At 59.5% G+C, this 18,827-nt stretch carries 17 protein-coding genes and 3 pseudogenes; 9 read left to right on the top strand and 11 right to left on the bottom strand.

The window, feature by feature from the left end; translation table 11 throughout:
• The first annotated feature begins 375 nt into the window (after window positions 1–375).
• The 4 genes and pseudogenes from leuC to B4968_RS08355 all read left to right on the top strand — a co-directional run bounded on the left by leuC (window position 376) and on the right by B4968_RS08355 (window position 4,785).
• Window positions 376–1,779: a 3-isopropylmalate dehydratase large subunit gene (gene leuC, locus B4968_RS08370; RefSeq protein ID WP_083098186.1), complete on the top strand. Its 1,404-nt coding sequence runs from the start codon at window positions 376–378 to the stop codon at window positions 1,777–1,779.
• Window positions 1,780–1,792: 13 nt separating this feature from the next.
• Entirely contained in the window at window positions 1,793–2,398 is a 606-nt protein-coding gene (leuD, locus tag B4968_RS08365; RefSeq protein WP_083098185.1) for a 3-isopropylmalate dehydratase small subunit, read from the top strand.
• Window positions 2,399–2,849: 451 nt separating this feature from the next.
• Window positions 2,850–3,682, top strand: a pseudogene (locus B4968_RS08360) (hypothetical protein).
• A gap of 32 nt (window positions 3,683–3,714) precedes the next feature.
• Window positions 3,715–4,785, top strand: a complete 1,071-nt coding sequence (locus B4968_RS08355; RefSeq protein ID WP_083098183.1) for an endonuclease/exonuclease/phosphatase family protein — start codon at window positions 3,715–3,717, stop codon at window positions 4,783–4,785.
• Window positions 4,786–4,818: 33 nt separating this feature from the next.
• Here B4968_RS08355 and B4968_RS08350 read toward each other — a convergent pair whose 3' ends face one another.
• On the bottom strand, window positions 4,819–5,763 hold the full coding sequence (locus B4968_RS08350; RefSeq protein ID WP_241525642.1) for a sugar nucleotide-binding protein: 945 nt from the start codon (window positions 5,761–5,763) through the stop codon (window positions 4,819–4,821).
• Window positions 5,764–5,859: 96 nt separating this feature from the next.
• On the opposite strand from B4968_RS08350, the gene B4968_RS25660 reads away from it, so the two are divergent.
• The 3 genes and pseudogenes from B4968_RS25660 (at window position 5,860) to leuB (ending at window position 7,942) form a co-directional block, all read left to right on the top strand.
• Window positions 5,860–6,435 (top strand): LysR family transcriptional regulator, encoded by a 576-nt coding sequence (locus B4968_RS25660; protein ID WP_338153231.1) that lies wholly within the window; start codon window positions 5,860–5,862, stop codon window positions 6,433–6,435.
• Window positions 6,436–6,439: 4 nt separating this feature from the next.
• Entirely contained in the window at window positions 6,440–6,808 is a 369-nt protein-coding gene (locus B4968_RS25655; protein ID WP_420916495.1) for a LysR substrate-binding domain-containing protein, read from the top strand.
• Between the two features lie 31 nt (window positions 6,809–6,839).
• A pseudogene (gene leuB, locus B4968_RS08340) lies at window positions 6,840–7,942 on the top strand (3-isopropylmalate dehydrogenase).
• 205 nt (window positions 7,943–8,147) lie between these two features.
• On the opposite strand, the gene B4968_RS08335 reads toward leuB, so the two are convergent.
• From B4968_RS08335 to B4968_RS08310, 7 genes and pseudogenes are all read right to left on the bottom strand, one after another.
• Complete coding sequence (locus tag B4968_RS08335; RefSeq protein ID WP_083098208.1) at window positions 8,148–9,803, bottom strand: Na/Pi cotransporter family protein; 1,656 nt, start codon at window positions 9,801–9,803, stop codon at window positions 8,148–8,150.
• Window positions 9,804–9,959: 156 nt separating this feature from the next.
• Complete coding sequence (locus B4968_RS08330; RefSeq protein ID WP_083098180.1) at window positions 9,960–10,517, bottom strand: DUF3833 domain-containing protein; 558 nt, start codon at window positions 10,515–10,517, stop codon at window positions 9,960–9,962.
• Window positions 10,514–11,738 (bottom strand): annotated as a pseudogene (locus B4968_RS08325) (MFS transporter). The gene B4968_RS08330 and the pseudogene B4968_RS08325 overlap by 4 nt, the downstream one beginning before the upstream one ends.
• The gene (locus tag B4968_RS24260) at window positions 11,738–11,977 is read right to left on the bottom strand and encodes a hypothetical protein (protein ID WP_241525641.1); all 240 of its coding nucleotides are present in this window, start codon (window positions 11,975–11,977) and stop codon (window positions 11,738–11,740) included. Before B4968_RS24260 ends, B4968_RS08325 begins: the two are co-directional and overlap by 1 nt.
• Before the next feature lie 16 nt (window positions 11,978–11,993).
• Window positions 11,994–12,248, bottom strand: a complete 255-nt coding sequence (locus B4968_RS24255; protein ID WP_241525640.1) for a hypothetical protein — start codon at window positions 12,246–12,248, stop codon at window positions 11,994–11,996.
• Entirely contained in the window at window positions 12,241–13,398 is a 1,158-nt protein-coding gene (locus B4968_RS08315; RefSeq protein WP_083098179.1) for an SAM-dependent methyltransferase, read from the bottom strand. The genes B4968_RS24255 and B4968_RS08315 overlap by 8 nt, the downstream gene beginning before the upstream one ends.
• Complete coding sequence (locus B4968_RS08310; RefSeq protein WP_083098177.1) at window positions 13,337–14,680, bottom strand: NAD(P)/FAD-dependent oxidoreductase; 1,344 nt, start codon at window positions 14,678–14,680, stop codon at window positions 13,337–13,339. The genes B4968_RS08315 and B4968_RS08310 overlap by 62 nt, the downstream gene beginning before the upstream one ends.
• Window positions 14,681–14,821: 141 nt before the next feature.
• Here B4968_RS08310 and B4968_RS08305 point away from each other — a divergent pair, with 141 nt between their 5' ends.
• Both B4968_RS08305 and B4968_RS08300 read left to right on the top strand, forming a co-directional pair.
• Complete coding sequence (locus tag B4968_RS08305; RefSeq protein WP_083098176.1) at window positions 14,822–15,592, top strand: DUF1365 domain-containing protein; 771 nt, start codon at window positions 14,822–14,824, stop codon at window positions 15,590–15,592.
• On the top strand, window positions 15,589–16,314 hold the full coding sequence (locus tag B4968_RS08300) for an SDR family NAD(P)-dependent oxidoreductase (RefSeq protein WP_083098175.1): 726 nt from the start codon (window positions 15,589–15,591) through the stop codon (window positions 16,312–16,314). Before B4968_RS08305 ends, B4968_RS08300 begins: the two co-directional genes overlap by 4 nt.
• A gap of 82 nt (window positions 16,315–16,396) precedes the next feature.
• Here the strand turns inward: B4968_RS08300 and B4968_RS08295 are convergent, their stop codons facing one another.
• The 3 genes from B4968_RS08295 to B4968_RS08285 form a co-directional block, all read right to left on the bottom strand.
• Window positions 16,397–17,032, bottom strand: coding sequence for a ChrR family anti-sigma-E factor (locus tag B4968_RS08295; protein ID WP_083098173.1), 636 nt, complete (start codon window positions 17,030–17,032; stop codon window positions 16,397–16,399).
• Window positions 17,029–17,547: a sigma-70 family RNA polymerase sigma factor gene (locus B4968_RS08290; RefSeq protein WP_193791588.1), complete on the bottom strand. Its 519-nt coding sequence runs from the start codon at window positions 17,545–17,547 to the stop codon at window positions 17,029–17,031. Before B4968_RS08290 ends, B4968_RS08295 begins: the two co-directional genes overlap by 4 nt.
• A 433-nt stretch (window positions 17,548–17,980) precedes the next feature.
• Entirely contained in the window at window positions 17,981–18,715 is a 735-nt protein-coding gene (locus B4968_RS08285; protein ID WP_083098170.1) for a substrate-binding periplasmic protein, read from the bottom strand.
• Between the last annotated feature and the right edge of the window lie 112 nt (window positions 18,716–18,827).

Raw genomic sequence — 18,827 nt, 5'->3', positions numbered from 1 at the left:
CCCGGCGCTGGGGCTGTGCTAAAAATAGCAATTCCCGCGCCACATTTCAATGAAAGTAGCAACGGGACTCGAATCATCGGCACTCTCTGCCTGATCTCAGCGGTCACTAAAAGGGGAGATGTGCCATATTTCTAAGGATTCAAGGGAAAGATTGCACAGATTGCCATGATCTCGCCGCGCGAACCCTTGATCGCATAGCGCCTCGCCTGTATCTGACGCCCATGACCCTCGTATTGGCCCAGAATATTGAACTGCAAGATCGCGCCCGTCTGCGCGAGCGATTCTATGGCGCCGCCCGCACGGTCCTGGCGCGGCTATAAACCCGCAGCCCAAGCCCCAAGCCAGCTATAAACACCTGAATACGGGAGAGGACACATGTCCCCCAAAACGCTCTATGACAAGATCTGGGATGCGCATGTCGCGCATGAAGCAGAGGATGGCACCTGCCTTCTTTATATCGACCGCCATCTGGTCCACGAAGTGACCAGCCCGCAGGCCTTTGAAGGTCTGCGCATGTCGGGTCGCAAAGTGCATGCGCCAGATAAGACAATCGCCGTGCCGGATCACAACGTGCCCACCACGCTGGACCGCGCCAAAGGCATCGAGAACGAGGAAAGCCGCATCCAGGTTGATGCGCTTGACAAGAACGCCCGCGAATTTGGCGTGCATTACTACCCGGTCTCTGACGTCCGCCAAGGCATCGTGCACATCGTTGGCCCCGAGCAGGGCTGGACCCTGCCCGGCATGACCGTGGTCTGCGGCGACAGCCACACCGCCACCCATGGTGCTTTTGGGGCCCTGGCCCACGGCATCGGCACCTCTGAGGTCGAGCATGTTCTGGCGACACAGACGCTGATCCAGAAGAAATCGAAAAACATGAAGGTGGAGATCACCGGCAAGCTGAATCCGGGCGTCACCGCCAAGGACATCACCCTGGCCGTGATCGGCGAGACCGGCACCGCTGGCGGCACCGGCTATGTCATCGAATATTGCGGCGAAGCGATCCGCGACCTGTCGATGGAAGGCCGTATGACCGTCTGCAACATGGCCATTGAGGGCGGCGCCCGCGCAGGCCTGATCGCGCCAGATGAGACAACCTATGCCTATGTCAAAGGCCGCCCCCACGCCCCCAAGGGCGCACAATGGGAAGCCGCGCTGAACTGGTGGAAGACCCTCTTCACCGACCCGGACGCCAAATTCGACAAGGTTGTCACCCTGCGCGCCGAAGACATCCAGCCGGTTGTCACCTGGGGCACCTCGCCCGAGGACGTCCTGCCGATCACCGGCACAGTCCCCTTCCCCGAGGACTTTAAGGGCGGCAAGATTGAAGCGGCAAAACGCGCCATTGAGTATATGGGCCTCACGCCTGGCCAAAAGCTCACGGATATCGAAATCGACACTGTCTTTATCGGCTCCTGCACCAATGGACGCATCGAAGATCTGCGCGCCGTGGCTGATGTGGTCAAAGGCAAAAAGATCAAAGACGGCATGCGCGCCATGATCGTTCCGGGCTCGGGCTTGGTGCGGGCGCAGGCCGAAGAAGAAGGCCTGGAAGAGATCTTTAAAGAGGCCGGTTTTGAATGGCGCCTTGCGGGTTGCTCCATGTGTCTGGCAATGAACCCCGACCAGCTGTCCGAAGGCGAGCGTTGCGCCGCCACATCGAACCGCAACTTTGAGGGACGCCAGGGCTATAAGGGCCGCACCCATCTGGTGTCGCCTGCCATGGCCGCCGCAGCTGCGCTCACTGGTAAGCTGACCGACATTCGTGATTTGATCTGAAGGAGCGAGCATTATGGAAAAGTTTCAAAAACTCACCGGCATCGCCGCGCCCATGCCTCTGGTCAATATCGACACTGATATGATCATCCCCAAGGTGTTTCTGAAGAGCATTCAGCGCACCGGCTTTGGCAAGAACCTGTTTGATGAGATGCGCTACAACCGCGACGGCTCTGAGGTTGCGGATTTTGTGCTGAACAAACCGCAGTACCGCAACGCCGAGATTCTGGTGGCTGGCGACAACTTTGGCTGTGGCTCCTCGCGTGAGCATGCGCCCAGGGCGATTGCGGATTTTGGCATCAAATGTGTGGTCTCGACCTCGTTTGCCGACATCTTCTTCAACAACTGCTTCAAGAACGGCATCCTTCCCATCGTCCTGCCGCAAGAGCAGGTTGATTTGCTGATGGCCGACGCAGAGAAGGGCGAAAATGCCCGCATGACAGTTGATCTCGAAGCGCAGGAAATCACCACTTCGGATGGGGTTGTGATCGCCTTTGACGTTGATGCTTTCAAGAAGACATGCCTGCTGGAAGGGCTCGATGACATCGGCAAGACCCTGCAAAAAGAAGCCTCGATCCTGTCTTACGAAGGTAAGATGGCGCAGGAGCGTCCCTGGGTCTGAGCGCAGAACAAACCCTATCAAGAAGGCCACCGCTGATACGTGGCGGCCTTTTTTGTGCACATCACGACGTCTGCCTACCGCCGCCCCGTTCATTTGGCGGGCGCTCCGAATCTGGACAAATACGGCAAATTCGCCTCAAATTTGCCGTATTCTGAGCCGGCCCGCACATCCCCCCGCGCCTTGACGCGAGCAGAGCTGCAACCACTACATCTGGTAGGCACAAGGCAAGCCGCTGATAGGTTTGGGTAAAATTGGTGCATTCGGGCATCACGCCTTATGCTTTCCCGGTAGAAAATCAAAATCCCGCAAATGCAAACTTGAGACCTGCGCGCAATCCATGCACAAATGGGGCCAAATTGATGCACGCACTTCTGGGCGATTCAGGGTGCATCAAGTTGGAACAAAGGCACGGCAATGTACCGTCCAGTCCAGTTTGAAAGGGAAAAAAGCAGTGTTTGCTCGCATAACAGGCGCGGCAACTCGCGGGGTACTGGTTGCATTGCTCATCGCAATGCCGTCGATGCTGTTGCCAGTTTCTGCCACCGAATCTCCAGAGATCATCGCCCTGATGGCGATCCTTGGCGGAGCTTTGACCTTTGCTGAGTATTTCTCAAACTACCCCAGTTTTGTTGAATTTCGCGAAGCGCCGCCGCTGAACCGGATGCGGTTTGTCGCCGCCATGGTGATCATCTGCCTGCTCAGCCTGCTGGTGCGGCATCCGCTTGATCCCAACAGCCTCACACTCTGGTTCTGAATTTGGGCTCCCGGCTGGGCGGAGCGCTGGATTTTGCCTATTCGCCGGTGCAACTGACGGTTCTGATGATGCCCAGCGACACCGCGCTCGAGACCCTGCACACCATTCGCAGCGCTGCCGGCATCGCCTATGTCGTCTCCGCCGCAGCGATTTTGTGCTTTGCCCTGGCCATTCGGGTTGGCAATTGGCCAGTTGCCCACGGGGCCTTTAACGTCTGGGTCAATCTGCCCCTGTTTGACCCGACAACCGGCGGCGACGTGGTGACACGGCTGCAACGGGACGGACGGATCAACATTATCATCGGCATTCTGCTGCCCTTTGCCATCCCCGCCGCCATCAAACTCTCGTCCACCATCATAGAGGTCGGTCAGTTGGCGACGCCGCAAATGCTGGTCTGGATGATTGCAGCCTGGGCCTTTGTGCCCGCCTCGATGATTATGCGGGGCATGGCGATGCTGCGGGTGGCCGATCTCATCGCGCAAAAACGGCGGGCCGTTTACGCCCATGCCCAAGCCCTGCAAACCGCATGAGACCCCGGGCAAACAGGAGAGATCACTCCCTGATGCCTCTTCTGTTTGCCTTTGCTCTGCTTGCCTTTGCTCTGCTTGCCTTTGTAATCCAATCAACACCGCTGCAGGCGCAAACCCTGCGCATTGCGACCTTCAACACCGAGCTTTCACGCAAAGGGCCCGGCCTGCTGCTGCGCGATATCGAGCGGGACAATGACGCCCAAATTCAGGCGGTGGTGGCCGTTATCTCGCAAAACCAGCCTGACATACTGGTGCTGCAGGGGATCGACTGGGATCATGACTCGCGGGCCCTCAAGGCGCTGGAACAGCGCTTGGCTGCAGCCGGATCTCCCTTCCCGCATCTGTTTGCCAGGCAGCCCAATACCGGCCTCGCCACAGAGCTTGATCTCGATGGCGACCAAAGGCTCGGAGGCTCCGGAGATTCGCAGGGCTATGGCGACTATACAGGTCGCAGCGGCATGGCGGTGCTGTCGCGATACCCCATCATGGCGGATGAAATCAGCGACCTCAGCGGGCTTTTGTGGCGCGATATACCCGGAGCCACCCTGCCACGCCACCCGGACGGAAGCCCCTTTCCCACGCCACAGGCGCAGGCCGTCCAGCGCCTGTCCACCACCGCCCATTGGGCGCTGCCGGTCGCCCTAACCGATGACAGGCGGCTAACCCTGCTGGTTTTTAAGGCCCCTCCGCCCCTGTTTGATGGCGCCGAGGACCGCAACGGGGTGCGCAACGCGGATGAAATTCGTCTCTGGCAGGTCTTTTTGGCGGGGCAGCTGCCAAAAGAGATTGGCCCGCCGCCCAGCAGCCGTTTCCTGATTGCAGGCGGGGCCCATCTGGACCCCGACAAAGGCGCCGGACACCGGCAGGTCATCGCCAACCTGCTGCAGGATCCGCGCCTGCAAGACCCGCGCCCCGGCTCTGCGCTGGCCGGGACTGACACCGTGGATTGGGGCGAAGACAGGCGCATGCGGGTGGACTATCTTCTGCCCTCTCGCGATCTGCAGGTTGTTGCCGCCGGCGTTGACTGGCCCGACAGCGCTGAGGCGGCGGCCGCCAAGGCCAGCCGCCACCGGCTGGTCTGGGTCGACATCGCACTGGACTAGCCAAGAGACCCTTTGGCCCAAAACGCCTCCTCCCTATTTCTGGGCTATGGCGTCGTTCGGCCAACTGGCTGGGTGTTTTTCCCTTTGAAGCCCCCTTTGAAACTCTGGCGGCAGGCAATTTGGCAAGGCAACCTCCAAAGGCGTGTTGCGGAATTCCGGCAAGAGGTTCTGCACTGCATCGCCCTGCAAACAGTGCGGTGTGTCCCAGAGATAGCGCATCTCCAAAAGGCAACGCCCAAGGGGCCAAAACGGGCGGGTCAGTTGCAGCGGCAGCCAGGACATCCGCTTCAGTTTGACAGGGTGCAGCAAACAGGCGTTTATCGCCGCCAGCAGCTCCTCAGCGCTGAGGCTATAGCCCGCAAAGGGCACATCCAGATAGCGCGGCAGGCGACTGCGGATTGCGGCCAGCTCTACGGCGGCGCGCGCCATATCAGGCAGATAGGCCCAGGCATGCGCAATGTCAGTGCGCCCCGGATAGACAAACCTGCCTTTGGCCAGCTTGGCGGCAAGGATGCCGTCAAACCAGTTCCCCGAGGCTGCGGTATCCAGAAAATCCCCGGCCCGCAGCAGGATCACCCGCGCGTTTGAGGCGCGGTAAGCCGCCTCCATCTCAACCCGGATGCGACCCAGCGGGTTTTGCGCTGCATGCGGGCTGGTCTCGGACCAGGGGGATGGGGTTTCAGCGCCAAAAACATAGACGTTACCCGGCACGATCACCGTGGCGCCGCTGGCCTCGGCCACGGCAATCACCTGCCGGTGCAGTTTTGCCACCTGCGCCGCCCAGTCGGGATAGGCCGGGTTCCAGCCATTGACGATGACATCGACACCAGAGGCAGCCTGGGTCAGAGTATCCCGCCCCCGCTGAAAGCGACGGACATGCCAGCCAGCCTGTTCAAATGCGGTTGCGGCAGCACGGCCAAAACGGCCAGAGGCTCCGAGGATGAGCGCAGTTCGGGTCATGGGTGCAGTTCGGGTCATGGGGGGCAACTCCTGTCTTCTAAGATCAACACAGTTTCTCCCAAACAAAATGACAATCACATTGCCAAAAATTTCAGATCTGCCATTCAATGATGCATGGACAACGCCAAACTCACCGACTGGTCGCTGGTTCAAAGCTTTCTTGCCGTGGCCGAAAGCGGCTCGCTCTCAGCTGCGGCGCGTCAGCTGGGGCGCAGCCAGCCAACCCTGGGGCGCCACATCCAAGCACTGGAGGCCAGCCTCAGCCAACAGCTGTTTGATCGCCACCCCCGAGGGCTGCAGCTGTCGCAGGCCGGCAGCGCGCTGCTGCCCATGGCGCGTGAAATGCAGCTGCAGATGTATCAGCTGTCGCTGCAGGCGGCGGGGCAGTCCGAGGCCCTGGCTGGCACCGTGCGCATCACCGCCAGCGTCTTTGCGGCGCATTACCTGCTGCCGCCGGTTCTGGCCGAAATCCGGGCTGCCGAGCCAAAGATTGAGCTAGAGCTGGTGCCAACGGATGCCAGCGAGAACCTGCTGTTTCGCGAGGCGGATATCGCCCTGCGCATGTATCGCCCCAGCCAGCTTGATGTGATCACCCAGCACATTGCGGATCTGCCCCTGGGCATCTTTGCCGCCAAATCCTATCTGGCGGCGCGGACGCCCCCGCACAGCAGAGGATCGTTGGAGCCGTGATTTGGTGGGCTATGACAGCAATGATCTGATCCTGCGCAGTATGCTCACATGGGCTTGCCCTGCCCAGCGCAGTGCTTCTGCTATGCGCTGCGACAACCAGGCCACCTATTGGCAACTGGTGCGGGCGGGATGTGGCATCGGCTTTTGTCAAAGCAGCGTTGGCTGCGCCGACGACGCCGTGCAAGAGCTGGATCTCGGCGTTGAAATCGCCCCCCTGCCGCTCTGGCTGACGGCCCACGCAGCCATGCGCGAGACGCCCCGCATCAGACGTGTCTGGACCCTGTTGGCAAAAGCCCTGAAAAACGTCGGAAAAACACCCTCTCAGCCGCTGAATGCGGGGCCTGTTATTGACCCTGAGGCCCCATGCGAGTAGGCCAATTCCAACGATTTTTTAGGAGGCAAGCATGTCCAATCCATCGATTCTGATTCTGCCCGGCGACGGTATCGGCCCCGAGGTCATGACCGAGGTTCGTAAAGTCATCACCTGGTTTGGTGAAGGCCGCGACATTCAGTTCGATGTGAGCGAAGCTCTGGTCGGCGGTGCCGCATATGACAAGCACGGTGTGCCGCTGACGGATGAGACCATGGCCCACGCGCAAGAGGTCGACGCGGTGCTGCTCGGCGCGGTGGGCGGTCCTGCCTATGATGATCTGGATTTCAGCGTCAAACCAGAGCGTGGCTTGCTGCGTCTGCGCAAGGAAATGGATCTCTATGCCAACCTGCGCCCAGCGCAGTGTTTTGACGCATTGGCTGATTTCTCCTCGCTGAAAAAAGAAATCGTGTCCGGCCTCGACATCATGATCCTGCGCGAGCTGACATCGGGTGTGTACTTTGGTGAGCCCCGCGGCATCTTTGAAGAGGGCAATGAGCGCGTCGGCATCAACACCCAGCGCTATACCGAATCCGAGATCGAACGCGCCGCACGCTCTGCCTTTGAGCTGGCAATGCGCCGCAACAAAAAGGTCTGCTCGATGGAGAAGGCCAATGTGATGGAGAGCGGCATCCTGTGGCGCGAAGTGACGACACGGGTTGGCAAGGACTACCCCGAGGTCGAGCTTTCGCACATGTATGCCGACAATGGTGCCATGCAGCTGGTGCGCGCGCCGAAACAGTTTGACGTCATCCTGACCGACAACCTGTTTGGCGACATCCTGTCCGACTGCGCCGCCATGCTGACCGGCTCATTGGGTATGCTGCCCTCGGCCAGCCTGGGTGCTCCGATGGCAAATGGTCGCCCCAAAGCGATGTATGAGCCGGTACACGGCTCGGCCCCCGACATCGCCGGTCAGGGCAAGGCAAACCCGATTGCCTGTACCTCAGCTTTGCGATGGCGCTGCGCTACAGCTTTGATCTGGGCGACGAGGCCACCCGCCTGGAAAGCGCCATTGAGAAAGTGCTTGCCGACGGTGCCCGCACGGCGGATCTGCTGGGAGAAGACGGCGTCAACCCGATTTCGACCAGCGAAATGGGCGACGCCATTGTGGCAGCCCTGCAGGACAGCCTCTAATCCCAGGCGTCCTGAGATAAAAAGACCCTGTCTAAAAAGGCCCTGTGCAGGGTTCTGCAGGGCACGAGAAAGAGGGCGGCAACGTCCTCTTTTTTTGTGGTTACACACCTTTTTTTGTGGATCATAGATTTTGCAGATAACGGCCTGCGCCCTGCCCGCCATCACACAGACGGCGCCTCGGTCCCAGGACGCAACTCAGCCCCCTTCAGCCCCCTGTAGAAGACCCCCCTGTAGAAGGCCCGGCCGAGGGCGCCACCGGTTGTGTCTCACTCGGCGCGTCAGACCCCCTGGTCGTTGGCAACACCTCATGGCTCAGGTCCCGGTAGTGTTCCAGCCGTTCCAGATGATGCAGACTGCGGTTCAGCCACCGCATCGCGTCCGTATGGGAAAACACCTCACCGAGGTCATAAAGCCCCGCATGCTCTCCCAGCAATAGCCCCCGGCGGTGACGGGCCTTTCGCGCGCCGACCAGTCGCTCAAGCCGCAGCAGACGGCGGCGCTCTTTTCCCACGTTCTGCCGACTGAGCAGGCGGGTCAAAATAGCACCGGCAATCACAGCAGGACGCCGCAGCAGAGGATCGTCTCCCAGCACGGCAATGCGTCCGGTCTGGCTCAATCGCTCAAGCAGGCGCAGCAAATGGTCCGTCTGGTGCAACAGGGCAGAATACTCTGCCTCCTGCACTGCATGATCCGGCGTGAGGCGAATATCCGCCAGAAAACCCTCGATCTCTCTCAGAGCGGGGCGACAGGGTTCAAGCGCTGTCACCCCGCGATAGTCCGCAGGCAGTTGCAGCGCCGCAGCCATGGCCGCATAGATCCGCATTGTCACCGTCTCAAGCGCGGGATGAACCGAAATCAGCGACATTTCAGGGTCTGCCAAAAAGGCACGGTCCAGCGTGATCAGCGCGTCTTTTGGCCGGTCCGGCAGCAACCGGTTGATGAGCTGCGCAAACTGCGGCGTCAGCGGCAGAAACAGCGCTGCCCCAACCAGGTTAAAGCCCGTGTGAAACACCAAAAGCGCCGTCATGGTGCTGGTGCGCTCGGCGACCACCTGCAGCGCATCAATGCCAAACAACAACACCGGCCCCACCATCAGGCTGGTGGCGACATTGAACATCAGATTTGCAACCGCCGTCTGCCGCATGGGGCGCGACCCGCCCAGCGAGGCCAGAAGGGCCGTGCAGGTGGTGCCAATATTCATGCCTGCGACAATGGCAACAGCCTGCGTCAGGGTGATGGCGCCACTTTCGAGCATCACAAGCGCCAGTGCTATTGCCGCCGAAGAGCTCTGCATCAGCACGGTCAGCGCCGCACCAATCACAGCCAGCGCCAACAGCCCCAGTACGGTATTGGGCGGCAGCATCTCGGGGCGCAGCACCGAGGTGACGTCCTGCATCCCCTGCTGCATAAGATCGAGCCCAATAAGCAGCAGGCACAGGCCCGCCACCATCCGCCCGGCCCGGGCCCAGCCGCCCCGGCCCAAAAGGTCCAGCAGGCTGGCCGGAAACAACAGCAGCATCGACAGGGTGCCCAGCTTTAGCTTAAAGCCCAAAAGGCTCACCAGCCAGCCGGTTGCCGTGGTGCCGATATTGGCGCCATAGATCACCCCAAGCGCCTGCGTCATCGTCAACAGACCAGCCCCGACAAAGCCCACTGTCATCACGGTCGTCGCACTTGACGACTGGATCACCGCCGTGGAGGCCGCTCCGGACATCACGCCGCGAAACGGTGTGGTTGTGAAACGCGTCAGAATCTGCTGCAATTGCGTCCCCGCCGCCTCCCGCAGGGCTTCGGTCATCGCCTTCATGCCCATCAGGAACATGCCGATGCCGCCAAGAACCAAAAACAACTGCTCTGTCATCGCCACCCCTTTGCTGTCGCCACCATGATGTGACGGGGCGCACAGCGCAAGGCAAGAGACGATGCCGGAGCTGAACGAGCCTGCAGGCGCAATCACAGGTGCAAGGGCAAGGAATACCGACCTTTGAGACGGGGGCGCCCGCCTCTGGCAAAAGGCCTATTGCGCAGCAGGGTCCGGCCGCATTGTCGCGACCAGCTCGGCCACCTTGAGGCCAAATTTGCGCAGCTCTGATTTATTCATGATGACACCGTTTTCTGTCAGGTAGAGCCAATGCGTCACAGCCAGAGAATGGCCGCCAGAGGCCTCTGGCAATAGGATCTGATACTCCATTTTGACCGTCGAGCCGGAAACCACGCCGCGCGCCTCACCGACGCTATCATCCGCAGTGGCCGTAAAGCTGTTGTCTGGCCCAAGGGTCAGGAACCATTTGCGGCTTTGGCTCTTGCCGTTGGAATAGGTGAACTCTTCCGTGAGGGTGCCGGTATTGCCCTGCCACTCGCCAACCATTTTCGCCACAAAGCTATTGGTCACCCTGCCGTTTGGCCCGTAGATCAGGCCCTCTGACAGAATGTCCCCCGACAGATGCGTCTTGAGCACAAACTGCGGGCTAGTCAGGGCATAGTCAGACGGGCTTTGCGCCCGAAAGCTGAAGAAATAGCTTCGGGCGGCACCAAGTGCGACAATGACAAACAGGATGGCTGCAACAAGTTTCATGAGCTTTGCTCCTCGACAGGAAGCGCCAGGACCAGGGCCAATGCGCAGAGTTTCAAAAGACAGGGAATAACGGCGTATGAGATATTGAGCACAGACAGCGCCACCGCGCTGTTGTCCGCGCCGGGCACAAAGCCACTGTTCTCAAGCACTGGCAGCACCGTAAAGGCTGCCAGCGCAAGCCCCAGTTTGCCGGCAAAGGACCAGATGCCAAAGGCCAGCGAGGGCTGCAGCCCGGCGCGGGTCAGTGCAACCGAGAACATCGCGGGCAGGATAACCATATCAGCGCCCAGCGCCGCCCCCGACGCAAGACAGATCAGCGCAAAGCCAAATGCACTGCCCGGAGCCAGAAAAGCTGCCCCGACAAAGCCCAGAATCGCCAGCGGCATGGCAAGCAAAAGCACCCGCTTCGCCCCCAGACTGCGGCTCAGCTGCGCCCAGAGCGGCACGCTAAGGCCAGCGCTGAGGAAAAACAGGATAAACAGCGGTCCCGCCTGCCCCGGCAGCAGCAGGCGATCTTCAACAAAGAACAAAAACAGGGTCGATGTGAGGGCAACAGGCAGGCTGTTGACCAGCGCCAGCCCCAGCAGTCGCAGCGCGCCCGCCTGCGCCAGCCCCTTGAGCGACAGCGCTGCACCCGGCAGCACGGGACGGCGCCAGATCGGCAAGGAAGCCGCGCCGCAACACTCGCCAGCCCGCGGAGGAAGAAGCCCAAAGCCGGATAGCCCTGCCCCGCCGCGCCCAGCGCCACAAAAAGCGTCGGCGCACTGGCGACAAGAACCACCCCGGCCAACATGCCGCCCTCGCGATACGCCGCCAAAGTCATCAGCGCGCCCGCGCTGGTGTCCTCGCCAGCGACGCACTACGCCCCTACAACAGGATCATCCCCAGGCTGTAGGCGGAGAACAACAGCACCAGCGTCCCCACAAGCTGCGCCACCACGCCAGACCCCGGCTGCAGATTGAACAGGATGGGAAAGCCGATGGCCAACCCGGCGGCGGCACTCAGGGCAAAAAAGCTCTGTGCGCGCGGCCAGCGGTCTATCACCCAGCCAATGGCCGGATCCTGCACAAGATCAATCAGCCGGATCGCCAGCAGAACTGTGCCAACCGTGCCCAGCCCGATCCCAAGCTGCACCGAGGCAAAGCGCGGCAAATGGATATAGAGCGGGATGCCGGCCGCAGCCAGCATCAGCGCATAGAGGCTGACACGCGGATATATCATCACTCGCCCCTGAGCGCCCGGGAAAAGGATCTGGACCGGGTGTTGTCGCCCAGAAAGATCTCCATGAAACTGGTTTTTATCTGCGGCTGACTAAGGGTGCAGATGAATGTGTCGTTCAGCCAGAACCCAATCGCGTCAGGGCCTTTTGACACCGCCACATAGCGGTCCCCTTTGCGCACATCCCTATAGCAGCGTTCAAGCTGCGCCCGCTGCGGCAGGGGTGCGCCCCTGCGCTCCATCTCTCGAAGAGTGCCTTCAACTAGGTCGTGCCCGGTGAGGGCTGCGCAGATAGGTCAACCCAAGGCCAAAATCCACCTCCCAATCCAGCGGCGCCCCGGCGCGGGTGAACAGCTGCGCCTCATAGATTGGGAAGCCAACAAAGCGAAAGGTCGCAGCCCCCCGCACCTGCGCGTCCGGCAAGACGGATTTCACCGGTGAGGCCAGGACCACGCCCGGCAACAGCAGGACAGAAAACGCCAGTGCAATCAGAGCAGACAGCGCTCTAGGCATGTGTCATCTCCACCTGCACCACATTGGTATGGCCAATCGCAAAGGAGGCCGCGCAGATTTCGAGGTAGTATTGCCAGTTGCGGAAAAAACCTTCGCCGTAGCCCAGAACATCGACCCGGTGCTTTTGCGCCACCAGCCGCTCTGCCCAGATCCGGCAGGTTTTGGCATAGTCCTGACCAAAGGCAAAACTGTCGCGCACCTGCAGGCCAGCACCTTTGGCCTGTTCTTTGATCACATTGTCCGACAGCAACATGCCCCCTGGGAAAACATATTGCCGGATATAGTCGGACGAGGTTTTATAGGTGTCGAAATAGTCGTCCTTGACGGTAATCGCCTGCACAACGATGCGCCCCTCTTCGGCCAGATTACGTTTGAGAACCGCAAAATACGTGGGCCAGTATCTCAGCCCGACGGCCTCGATCATTTCAATCGAGACAATGCTGTCAAAAGTGCCGTTGATGTCGCGGTAATCCCGCAGCTGGATATCGGCGAGCCCGTCAAGCCGGCAGGTTGCATAGCTGTGCTGATTGCGCGAGATCGTCACGCCGGTCACATTGCGGCCCTCCTGCGTTGCCTGCTCGGCAAAGCCCCCCCAGCCACAGCCGATCTCCAAGGTGCGCTCCCCCTGCCCCAAACGGGACAAAACGCGGGCATTCTTGTTGGACTGCGCCCGAGAAAGATCATCGTCGCCCCGGTCAAACAGCCCCGAGGAATAGGTCATGCCGTCATCCAGCCAAAGGGCATAGAACTCATTTCCCACGTCATAGTGCGACCGGATATTCCTGCGCGATCCACTGCGTGAATTGGCGCGCAGAAAGCTGTCGATCACACGGAATTTGGCGCGACTAAACGGGCTGGCCTGATCAAAAGCGCCAAGATGGTCGCGGTTACGCATCGCCAGGGACACAAGAGCCTCAATGGATGGCGTGTCCCAAAGACCTTCGACGTAGGCCTCTCCCAGTCCCACCTGACCATGCGCAGCCAGGGCCGACACGGTGGACCAGTCATGAATGACCATTTCCGCCTCGGGTCCCGAGCTGCCAAACTGATAGCGCTCCCCTTCAGGCGTGCGCAGGGTCAGTTGGCCCTCACGCAGACGTTCGCAGGTCGACAGGAAATTCGATTTCAGAGCCTTGTTGGTCAATCGCATTTTTCAATCCTTTGATCTGATGGCGCTCATTCAGGGTCCGTACGATACGCATGGCGCTGGCAATGCCGTCTTCGTGAAATCCATGACGGTTCCAGGCTCCGGCAAACCAGGTTCGGTTCTGGCCCTGCATCTGGCGAATATCCCGTTGTGCCATGAGCGCGGCCTTATCAAAAACCGGATGGGCATATTCGACACTGTCATAAATTGACTGCACCGAGATCTCGGTGGTCGGGTTCAGCGTCACAAACAGTGCGTCACTTTCAGGGATGCCCTGCAGCTTGTTCATCCAGTAGGTGACACCAATATCACCGTCTTGCGACCGGTAGGCCCAGCTTGACCAGCAGTCACGACGTTTGGGCATCTGACGCGGATCGCAATGCAGAACCGCCTTGTTTGGCTGGTAACGAATGGAGCCAAGAGCCCCCGCCTCCTGCGGCGTTGCCTGCGGCCCCAGGATCGCCAGCGCATGGTCAGAATGGCAGGCGAGGACCAGCTCGTCAAAGGTTTCGACAAAACCGTTGCCTGCCGTGACCGTGACTGCAAATTCATTCCGCGTGATATGCTGCACCGGGCAGCCTGTACGCAGGCAGCAGCCCCGCGCAATCAGCGCCGCCTCAAGTCGGCGCACATATTCGATACTGCCGCCTTTAACGGTCCACCACTGATGTTGCCCGCCCCCGGCCAAAAGCGCGTGGTTGCGGAAAAACTGCACCAGAGATTTGGCCGGAAACTGGTCAACCTCTGCCACTGGCGTCGACCAGATCGCGCCACACATTGGCATCAGGTATTTGTCGCGAAACCATTGGCCCAAGCCCAGCTCTGCGACGAGTTCACCTATGGTTTTATCGTCGTCCTGCGCAGCCGCCTCGGCCCGTTTGCCAAACCGCACAATGTCAGCGATCATTTTGTAAAACTGCGGCTTTAGCAGGTTGCTTTTTTGCGCCGTGATGGCGCGCAGGCTGTTGAGCCCGTATTCAAGCCGCCCATTATCAATACTGGCGCCAAAGCTCATCTCGCTTTTGATCACCGGCACATCCAGGTCGCGAAACAGACGGGTGAGGAAGGGGTAGGTCACATAGTTAAAAACGATAAAGCCGGTATCGACCGGCTGGTCGCCGTTCTTGCCTGCCATCACCGTGCGCGCATGACCGCCCAGCCTGGGGGCCGCCTCAAACAGGGTCACATCATGGTAGGGCGACAGGTAGTAGGCAGCAGACAGGCCTGAAATACCACCGCCGACAATGGCGATCTTTTTACGCGGGCCCTGGGTGTGGTCAAACATTTGGTCCTCGTCTTTGACGTGTTATGAAAGGGATACGCGGTGCGCGCGGCGTTGGATCACAATTTGACACAAAAAGATTTTCTACGCGCACAGCAGGCAAAAAGTGATCCATCCCCCCTGCGCGCACGTAGAGGAACTATCATGCTGCACCATATCCAAGCTCATACCTACCACGCCCGGCGCGGGTCTTTGAAAAACGCCTTTTCCTACGGGGTAGACTATGTCCTGAGCGATCTTGGCACAGATCAGCCCTGGCTGTTCTCGCGCAACCGCTTCAATTTGTGGTCGCCTTGGGACCGCCATCACGGCGGCGTGCGCAACCAGGGGCGCGGGGTCGCGTGGTTTCGCAGCCTGCTGTCCGAGAGAGGCTTTCCCCTCCAGAACGCGCAACTGTTGTTGCTGGCTCAACCGCGGCTTCTTTGGTTTCAATTCAAATCGGTCAGCTTTTGGATCGCGCTGATCGATGGAAAACCCTGCGCCTTTGTCGCCGAGGTCAACAGCACCTTTGGGCAGCGACACTGCTACTTTTGTGCCCACAGAGATTTTCGCCCCATTCAAAAGACGGATCGTCTGACGGCGGCAAAGCTGATGCATGTGTCGCCTTTTCAAAAGATCGAAGGGCTCTATCACTTCAATTTTGAGCTGACCAAAACCAAGGTCAACATCCGGATCAAGTATGAAAATGGCGATCAGGGAGTGTTGGCCACGCTGGTGGGAAAGCGCTCTGTCGCGACCAACCGGTCGTTGCTTTGGGCTGCCGTGCGACGGCCGTTTGGGGCGCTGCGTGTGCTGGCGCTGATCCACTGGCAAGACGCAATCCTATATCTCAAACGCGCTCCGTTTTTGAAAAAACAGCCAGCGCCCGCGCAGCTGCTGTCTGAGACCCAAAACAGTATCGAGGCCGCAAAATGACTGGATTTTCAGGGAAAACCTATTGGCTCGTTGGTGCCAGTGAAGGGCTGGGCCGGGCGCTGGCCCAACAGCTGAGCGATGAGGGCGCGCATTTGATCCTGTCGGCACGAAACGCAGACCGGCTGCAAAGCCTGTGCCATGCATTGCCCAACAGCCGCCCGCTGCAGATGGACGTGACAGACCCGCAGGCAGTGCGACAGGCGGCGGCGCAACTCGGGCAGGTGGACGGGGTGATCTACAATGCAGGCGCCTATGCCCCCATGCGCGCGACCGCCTGGGACAAAGAGGCGGCACTTGCCATGTGTGATGTGAATTTCATCGGGGCCATGCGCGTGTTGGGCGAGGTTGTGCCAGAGTTTGTGCGCCGTGGTCAGGGCGATATCACGCTGGTCGGCTCGCTCGCGGGCTATCACGGCCTGCCTGCGGCGATCGGCTATGGCGCCAGCAAGGCCGCACTGGTCAGCCTGGCAGAAACGATGCGTTTTGACCTCAAAGGCAGTGGCGTTGTGGTGCGACTGGTGAACCCGGGCTTTATCAAAACCCGTCTCACCGAAAAAAACAGTTTCAAAATGCCAATGCTGATGCAGCCCGAAGCTGCCGCACGCCGGGTTTTGAAAGCGATGCGCAAATCTCGTTTTCGCACCGATTTTCCCGCCCCGTTTTCCTGGGCTCTGCGCCTTTTCTCTGCTTTGCCAGATCTGTTTCTCTACGGCCGCAGATAACATCCCAGACCGCGACGCGCGGCCCCCCGTCGCAGCCGAAACAGAATGCGACCCCAACTTCCCCGTGATCAGAGGCCAGAGGTCAGATGCGGAATATCGGCTGCAACAGCCGGGGCACCAAAGCGCGAAACCGCAGGGGCGCATCGGTCGCAGCCAGGCAAATACAGGCCTCTCCCGCATCCGCGACCGGCGTGTGCTCCAGCGCGTCATCGGCGATCTCGACACCCCCGACACCAAACCTGCCGGTTTCATCACTAAAACTGCCCTGCAACACCAGCGTCAGCTCCAGCCCATTGTGGCTGTGATCCGGCACCGCCTGTCCTGGCGGGATATAGAGCAACCGTACCGAGCCGCTGTCGTCATGTGACAAGATATCCTGACGCACCCCCATCCCCAGTTTTTTCCAGCGTAGCGCACGCCCCTTGAGCGCCTCCATCACCGGGGCTGGATAGACGCCGTGCCGCTCATAAACCGGTTTGGCAGTGTAGGGCGCATCCAATTGCGCAAAGAGGTCGTCTTTCAACGATGGCGAAACGGCCACCGCGTCAGATTCGTCCAGCAAAACACCGCCAACAGCCTGATGTGTCTCAAGCGTCGCCCGGCAGCTTTCGCACAGTGACACATGGCACGCGACCACAACGGCAAAGGCATGCGGCAGGTTGCCGGCTGCATAGGCCGCCAACATGGCATCGGGGATGTGGCGGGTTACGGCACTCATTGCTTGAGGTCCTTCAATTCGTGTCTCAATCGCTCCAGCCCAAGGCGGATACGCGATTTTATCGTTCCCAGCGGCAGACCCGTCTCGGCGCTGATTTCCTGATGGGTCAACTCGCCCAGATAGGCCTTTTCTATGATTTCGCGCTGCAAAGGCTTGAGCGTCGCAAGAGCCTTTTTCAACTGGCCTGTTTCCTGCTCAAGACCCAGAATTTGGCTGGCGTCCGGCTCGGCTCCCGGCTCTTCCTTCAGCTCTTCCGGTATTGGCCGGTTTTCTTTGCGCGCAAGGTCGATCTGACGGTTGCGGGCAATCTGGTAGATCCAGGCCGAGACCTGCGCCCGGTGTGGATCGAACAGGGCCGCCTTGCGCCAGAGGGTCAGCAGCACGTCTTGCACAATTTCCTCTGCCTGCGGCGCTGAGGCCCCTCCCCGCATCACAAACCCCTTCAGCCGCGGCGCAAAATGATCGTAGAGGGCACCAAAGGCTGCCCGATCACGGTTGTCACGCACAGCGATCATCCAGATCGTCTGTTGGGAAATGTCCTGTTGTGAAAGGTCGGTTTTGGGTGGCGACACAGATCTTCTTTCGGAGCGGCCCACGGTCACTGAACTCGCGTTGAGGCGCGGTGGAATAAGAGTTTGTGTCAACATAGTCCTATTACGGACCGGCAAGCCATACGGATCAGTTTTTATCCAGGTTTTTTTCCCAGGTTTTATTCTGAGGCATTTCAGCGGCAAACCCATCGTGACAGACACATAGTGGCCGACAAGACCTGTTCGCCTGAAATGTTTGGCGTTTAGGGAGAGCCTGTTCTCCAGCTGAGGAGACAGACAATGAAGCCCTGCGAGGCCCTGCCGTTTAGGGGACGGAGTGCACAAAGCGAATACAACAACTCAATGCTGTATTCGCTTCGCTTTTGAACAGGTCTTTCAGTTTCTGCTCGGCCTCAACTTAAAGAGGGAGCACCGGAAGATCACCAAAGTATTTCTTGTGGATCCCGTCATAGGTTCCATCTGCAACAAGCTCTTTAAGGGCCTTTTGCAGCCTTTCGACCTTGGCGTCGTCAAAGTCTTTGTGTGCTGCAAGCCAAATCGCAACAGGGGAGATTGACGTTCCGATCGCCAGATCTTCCGGCGCAAACCCCAGTTCTTGTGACCAAACGAAAACAGCCCGCGAGGACACCGTGTAAACCGCATCGACACGGCCAGCCTTTAGCTTTTGCAGGTTGTTGACGTCGGAGTTGCTGATGTTGGTGAAACCTTCGTTTTCCAGCTGGGTGTAGTAGAGCGACCGGGAGCCGATCTGACCCAGGCCCCGGGCATCCTCGATTGAATTGATCGGATCACCAAGGGAGACAAACACGCGCTCGGCAGTGAGCAGGTTCATGACCCACTTGTATTTTGGCTCGCGTTTTTTGTTACGGCCCAGGCCAAAGACGATTGTATCGGGCTCGTCCTCCGCAACCTTTTGAGCGCGTTTCCAAGGCAGGTATTCGGTCTCCAGATCAAAACCGGCGCGCTCAGCGACGGCATTCATCAGCTCTACGTTAAACCCGGGCAGATCGGCTTTTGCATCTCTGGTGAAGGGGGTCAAACCTTCGTAGGTCACTGCGCGCAGGGTTTCAGACAAACCGGGCGATGCGAACAGCACCGCGGCACAGGCAATAGCAGCAAATTTCTTCAACATTTTTCTCCTCCAAAGATTATAACTATCTGTTTCTATTGCAGGGCTAGTCTTAAAAAACGGATAATCCGGATTGGGTGAATTTCTTGGATTTTACCCTCCTGAGCTGCGCCTG

Source organism: Pseudophaeobacter leonis (genome assembly GCF_002087335.1).
GTDB lineage: Bacteria > Pseudomonadota > Alphaproteobacteria > Rhodobacterales > Rhodobacteraceae > Pseudophaeobacter > Pseudophaeobacter leonis.
The sequence above is the reverse complement of the archived record's forward strand: the minus strand, read 5'-3'. Positions and strand labels throughout refer to the sequence as shown.